At 62.9% G+C, this 3,929-nt stretch carries 3 protein-coding genes and 1 pseudogene; 2 read left to right on the forward strand and 2 right to left on the reverse strand.

All coding sequences use genetic code 11. The annotated features are described in order from the left end of the window. Window positions 1-159: 159 nt before the first annotated feature. Window positions 160-1,824, forward strand: coding sequence for a carboxylesterase family protein (locus IRZ12_RS16210; RefSeq protein WP_296470665.1), 1,665 nt, complete (start codon window positions 160-162; stop codon window positions 1,822-1,824). Between the two features lie 201 nt (window positions 1,825-2,025). Continuing rightward, on the forward strand, window positions 2,026-2,802 hold the full coding sequence (locus IRZ12_RS16215; RefSeq protein ID WP_296470667.1) for a ferredoxin--NADP reductase: 777 nt from the start codon (window positions 2,026-2,028) through the stop codon (window positions 2,800-2,802). A 95-nt stretch (window positions 2,803-2,897) separates the two neighbouring features. On the opposite strand, the gene IRZ12_RS16220 is transcribed toward IRZ12_RS16215, so the two are convergent. Then, complete coding sequence (locus tag IRZ12_RS16220) at window positions 2,898-3,386, reverse strand: AtaL-like protein (protein ID WP_296470670.1); 489 nt, start codon at window positions 3,384-3,386, stop codon at window positions 2,898-2,900. 72 nt (window positions 3,387-3,458) lie between these two features. Next, a pseudogene (locus IRZ12_RS16225) lies at window positions 3,459-3,929 on the reverse strand (amino acid transporter); the annotation flags it as partial.

Here is a 3,929-nt window from a genome sequence, read left to right on the forward strand (position 1 = left end):
CCTCCGTCCTGTGCGGCACTTTCCAGTTCGTCCCGATTGGTAAGTGAGTGTAATAAAATGTTTCAAGATTCTGCCTGAGCTCGTACCTTCAGATGTGCGCCGGGCGGCTCGAGGCCATGGCTTTCCGTGGCCTTTCATCGCGCGAAATCGAGGGGGACGATGAACGTACGGCGCAGTTTGCTGCTTGGGGCCGGGATACTCATTCAGATTGTCATCGGCATCGCTACCGCCACTGCGAGCCAGCAGGAGGATTTCGATATGGAGCCGGCCGCCGTGGAGACCATGGCCTCCACGCACGCGGGCAAAGTGCAGGGCGTGGTGCGCAACGGTGTGCTCGAGTTCCGCGGCATTCCTTACGCGGCATCCACCGCCGGTCCGCGTCGGTGGATGCTGCCCGAGCCGGCGCAGCCCTGGGAAGGCGTGTTGCAAGCCGGGGAATTTGGACCGCCCTGCGCCCAGGCGGCCCGGTACGACCTGACCGAGGCGAGTGACGCCGAGGACTGCCTGAGCTTGAATGTTTCCGTGCCCATCCGTGACGGGGCTTCCGACAAAGGCAAACGCCCGGTCATTGTCTGGATCCACGGCGGCGGCTTCGTCGGCGGGGGCAGCAACCTCTACCGCTTGGACCGGCTGGCGAAGGCGGCCGACGCCGTCGTGGTGTCAATGAATTATCGACTGGGCGTGTTCGGTTTCATGCCGCATCCCGGGTTCGCCGACGCGACCAACGGCGGCTATGCGCTGGAAGACCAACGCCTGGCGATGCGCTGGGTCAAGCGCAACATCGCGGCGTTCGGCGGCGACCCGGACAACATCACGCTTGCCGGCGAGTCTGCCGGCGGTGCGTCCGTTTGCATGCACCTGATGACGCCGGAAGCGACCGAGGGCCTGTTCCACAAGGCGATCATTTCTAGCGCGGCCTGCTCCTTTCACCTGCGGGACGTGGCGTCCTGGCGCGAGTTCGGGGTGCGCGTGGCCAAGGAGGCCGGATGCCTGGACGATGCGACGGCGGTGGCGTGTTTGCGCGGCAAGGATCCGCAGACGCTGATCGCCGCGGGCGATCGCGCGGCCGGCTCGGACCTCATGGCGTTTGCGCCCCCGTACGGCAATGAGACCCTGCCGCGCGACGGCGTGACGTCTTTGCAGGCGGGGCAATTCGTTCGGGTCCCGGTCTTGTATGGCGGCACGCGGGACGAGCTGCGGCTGTACGTCGGCTATGCCATGCAGGCTGGCGAGAGCATTACGGCGGGCAATCACGAAGAGCTGTTGCGCACCATTTATGGAGACCATGCGCCGGAGGTCTTGGCGCGCTATCCGCTCAGCCGCTATTCGTCCGCGCCTGCGGCGCTCGGGTCGACCATGAGCGATTTCCGCCCCGACATCGGCATTAACCATTGCCTCTACGTCGAAACGGCCCGCCTCTTGTCCCGGCACGTGCCGGTCTACATGTTTGAGTTCGCGGACCGCAACGCGCCCGTGCTCGGCGTATCGATTCCGGACACTCCCGACCCGGGCTTCGAACTCGGCGCCGTGCACTCGGCCGGGCTCAACTATTTTTTCCCGAATTTCTCGAATACGTCGAAAATCGACGCGCCTGACCTGTCCCGCGAGTCTCAGGCCTTGGCTGACCAAATGGTGGCGACGTGGTCCTCGTTCATTCGGGAAGGCGTGCCGCGCGCGACCGGCCTGCCCGTCTGGCCATTGTTCGGGGAATCTGGCGCTGCCCTGCGCCTCGAGCCCCAAAAATCGGGCTTGTTCAATGCCGTGGCGGCGTATCAGTGCGGATTCTGGCACAGCTTGTATCCGGGCGCCTTCGCGCAAAATTGAGCTTGGCGATGCACCTTCTTCTTTCGTGCGTGGCGCCGGTTTGGGCGAGGGAGGTTCATAAGCTTAGAACCCATGCTCATAACATGCCGCGATTTGCGCTGTACTGCGTGCTAAACCGCATAGAATCCAGGGTTTCCTCCAGGCACTGCCGAAGCGCTTTGGTAAACTGGTTTCAAACCCCTTGACGGAACCCCACAGGTTATGGCCGCTTTCAACACCGAACGCGTCACCAGCGTTCATCATTGGAACGACACGCTTTTCAGCTTCAGAACGACCCGCGACCCCGCGCTGCGGTTCCACAACGGCCACTTCGTCATGATCGGCCTGGAGGTCGATGGCAAGCCCTTGATGCGGGCGTACAGCATCGCCAGCGCCAACTACGAAGAACACCTCGAGTTCTTGAGCATCAAGGTGCCCAACGGACCATTGACGTCGCGCCTGCAGCACTTGAAGGTGGGAGACTCCATCCTGGTCAGCCGCAAGCCCGTTGGCACCCTGGTGGTGGACGACCTCCTGCCGGGCAAGAACCTATATCTGTTCGGCACCGGAACGGGGCTGGCGCCGTTCATGAGCATCATCAAGGATCCGGACGTCTACGAGCGCTTCGAGAAAGTGGTGCTGGTGCATGGCGTGCGCTGGGTCAGCGAGCTGGCCTATGCCGATTACATCAGCAACGAACTGCCGAACAATGAATACTTCGGTGAACTGGTGCGAGAGAAGCTCATCTACTATCCCACCGTCACGCGTGAGCCTTTCCGCAATCAAGGCCGCATCACCGAGCTTTTGACGAGCGGCAAGCTGGCGGCCGATATCGGACTGCCGCCGCTCAATCCTGAACACGACCGGGCCATGCTGTGCGGCAGTCCGCACATGCTGGCGGACGTCGGTGCGATCCTCGACGGCCTCGGGTTCAAGGTGTCGGAGAGCACCGGCCATCCCGGCGATTACGTCGTCGAACGCGCGTTCGTCGAGAAATGAACTAGGCGCGGCTGAGGCGGCGCGCGCTTGCGCACCCTGGGAGCCGGACCGGAGTGGTCTGGCTCCCAGGGTGTTTGCGTTCTAGGGGCAACGGTTCAGTGCAGCAGCTTTCCCGACTCCGCCAGCTCCCGTATGCGCTGGACGGTATCCATGTCGGCCGCGAGGTAGGCCTGCTTGCGCAGCTCCACGGATGTTTCGTCGAGATCGCTGTGGCCTTCTGCCAGGTCGAGTTCGTAGATAAAGCGCAGGAACAAGTCTCCCGGCGAGGGCTCTTCGATGCGGATCGTGGCCTCACAGCGTGGCCACAGGCGAGTGGCCGCGGCGAGCACCGTGATCTCCTGCATGGGCGTGAGGGTTACCTCGTCGTGGACCTGGAATGGCCCGAAATCCAGGACACGTTTGAGGATAGTGCGCCCGGCTTCCTCGATCTCGTTTTCGATCACGCAGCCCTCCAGCCCCATGACGAACTCCGTCGGCTGGTGCGCCCGGATAAAGAGCCCGCGCCAGATCTGCTCCCGCGTGAGCGGCGTGAGCAGGGGCACGAGTGGGTCATTGATCTGAATGATGTGTTCGAATCGAAGCATGGGGCGCGAATTCCAGACAGTCTGGGCATAGGATAACGCGCCCGCAGGGCGATTCACCCGTCGCGGGGAGCGCTAGTCGATCCGCATCGGCAGCACCATGAGCTGCTGTCCGTTGACGTGCATGCGGCGCTGCAGCGCGTTGATTGCCTGGTTGTGCAGCAGCCGCGTGACAAAGTTTTCCCGCTTGAATACGAGCTTGCTCGCAAACACGATGGTATTGGGATATTCCTCCAGCACTTCGGAGATGAGTTTTTCCAAGGTCTGCACGGCGTCGGTGCCGAATCCCAGCTTGCTGGTGGCCGCCAGGCCGTAGCTGTTGCAGAAGCGCTCGAAGTACTTGAGCGATGTGGTGGCCTGCAGCTTCATGGCCTCCATCGCCTCGCGCCCGCCGTAGACGTGTGCGTCGACCGTGCGCGCATTGATAAAGACGAAATTCTTGAAGTGGTCGGGGAACATGCGCTGCACCCACAGCAGCGCGTGCAGTCCTCCGCCCCGGCTCGACCCCACCAGGAAGGCCGCGGTGGGAGCCTGGGGGTCCAGGGG

Origin of the sequence: Pigmentiphaga sp., assembly GCF_019689535.1 — a bacterium.
Taxonomy (GTDB): Bacteria; Pseudomonadota; Gammaproteobacteria; order Burkholderiales; family Burkholderiaceae_B; genus Pigmentiphaga.

Excerpts from the sequence above, each read along its gene's own strand:
- IRZ12_RS16210 (WP_296470665.1), top strand. The coding sequence starts at position 160 with ATGAACGTACGGCGCAGTTTGCTGCTTGGGGCCGGGATACTCATTCAG.
- IRZ12_RS16215 (WP_296470667.1), top strand. The coding sequence starts at position 2,026 with ATGGCCGCTTTCAACACCGAACGCGTCACCAGCGTTCATCATTGGAAC.
- IRZ12_RS16220 (WP_296470670.1), bottom strand. The coding sequence starts at position 3,386 with ATGCTTCGATTCGAACACATCATTCAGATCAATGACCCACTCGTGCCC.